This is a genomic window from Methylosinus sp. R-45379 (genome assembly GCF_001644125.1).
In the GTDB taxonomy this organism is placed as follows: Bacteria; Pseudomonadota; Alphaproteobacteria; order Rhizobiales; family Beijerinckiaceae; genus Methylosinus.
The window spans coordinates 1-1,528 of the sequence record NZ_LUUM01000203.1 but is presented as its reverse complement, the minus strand read 5'-3'; the positions used below and the strand labels follow the sequence as shown (position 1 = coordinate 1,528).

The 1,528-nt window shown below is 60.5% G+C and carries 1 protein-coding gene; it reads left to right on the top strand.

Annotated features, from left to right (window positions below; genetic code table 11):
* Positions 1-1,528, top strand: a 1,528-nt coding sequence (locus A1351_RS08990; protein WP_157096218.1) for a TonB-dependent siderophore receptor, incomplete at both ends; no start/stop codon positions are given.

The following is a 1,528-nucleotide window of genomic DNA, read 5'->3' as shown; positions in this document are numbered from 1 at the left end:
CACGACGGCGACCAAGACCGACACGCCGATCAAGCTCATTCCGACCAGCGTGCAGATCGTGCCGCATCAGGTGCTGCTCGATCAGCAGGCCGTCGTGATCGACGACGCGATCAAGAATGTCAGCGGCGTCTTCTCCTCTCCCTATGTGGGCCTGCAGGGGGGCTGGAACATTCGCGGCTTTCTCGACTACGCCTATTACTTGGACGGCGTGCGGGTGAATCCCTTCACGGCGCTACCGCCGCGCGAGACCGTCGATGTGCAGCAGATCGAAATACTCAAAGGTCCGGCCTCGATTCTCTATGGCCGCATCCAGCCCGGCGGACTCGTCGAGGTCACGACCAAGCAGCCACAGGCGGAGCCGCATTACGAGCTGCAGCAATTGTTCGGCTCCTACGGCCGCTATCGCACGACGCTGAGCATGACCGGGCCGCTCGATGCGGAAAAGAACCTGCTCTATCGTCTCGACGCCTCCTATGAGAGCGCCGACGCGTTTCGCGAGGGCTTGCACGGCAATCACGTCTTCGTCGCGCCGAAGCTGAAGTGGTCGCCGACGCAGGACACCTCTGCCACCTTCTATCTGCAATATTACAGCGGTCGCGACCCGATCGACGGCGGCATTCCGGGGCTCTATAGCAAGCTCGTCCCGAAATCGTTCAATGTCGTGGCGCCTGTGCCGATCTCGCGCAATTTCGGGTCGCGCGACGCCGCTCTACTCACGCGCTATGATCTGCGTCTCGGATATCGCTTCGAGCATTCCTTCGACGCCAATTGGAAGCTGACGCACCGCTTCGATATGAACATACGCGATGTCCCCGAAAAATGGGTGGATGTCTACAATCCAAATCCCGCGGGCTGCTCGCTCGCCGGCTGCCGGGTGGACCGAGACGCTCTTTCGATTACTCCGAACACGGAGCAAAATTATTTTACAAGCCTCGACGTGAACGGGCATTTCGACACATTCGGCCTGTCTCACACTCTGCTGGTCGGCGCGGATGGCTATCACACGAAGAACGATGCGACCCTGACATTCAACTGGTCGAATGTTTCGCCGTCCGACCTGTTCAATCCGGCGAGTCCCGGCGACCTTCTCCCTTACACGGCCGCCGTCGACTCGTCCTTCCGGCAGGTGATCCGCGAGAGCTGGTACGGCGTCTATCTGCAGGATCAGATCGCGCTCCCTTACGATTTTCATCTGCTGGCCGGGTTCCGTTACGACTCGGCTCATAACTCGACCGACCGGACCAATCGCGTTCCCGTCTTCTCGACCAAATACACCGTGGTCGACGCCGATGCGGTGAAGCCGCGCGTCGGCTTGCTGTGGCAGCCGCTTCCGCAGCTCTCGCTCTATGGAAATTATGTCGAGGGGTTCGGCGCCTCCAGCGGAGTCAACGCCGACAATTCGGCCTTGCCGCCCGAAGAGGCGCGTCAATGGGAAGGCGGCGTAAAGCTCGATCTCTTCGATAGCCGGCTGAGCGCCACCGCTTCCTGGTTCGACATTCTGAAGACGAATGTGCGCACGCCCAGTCCC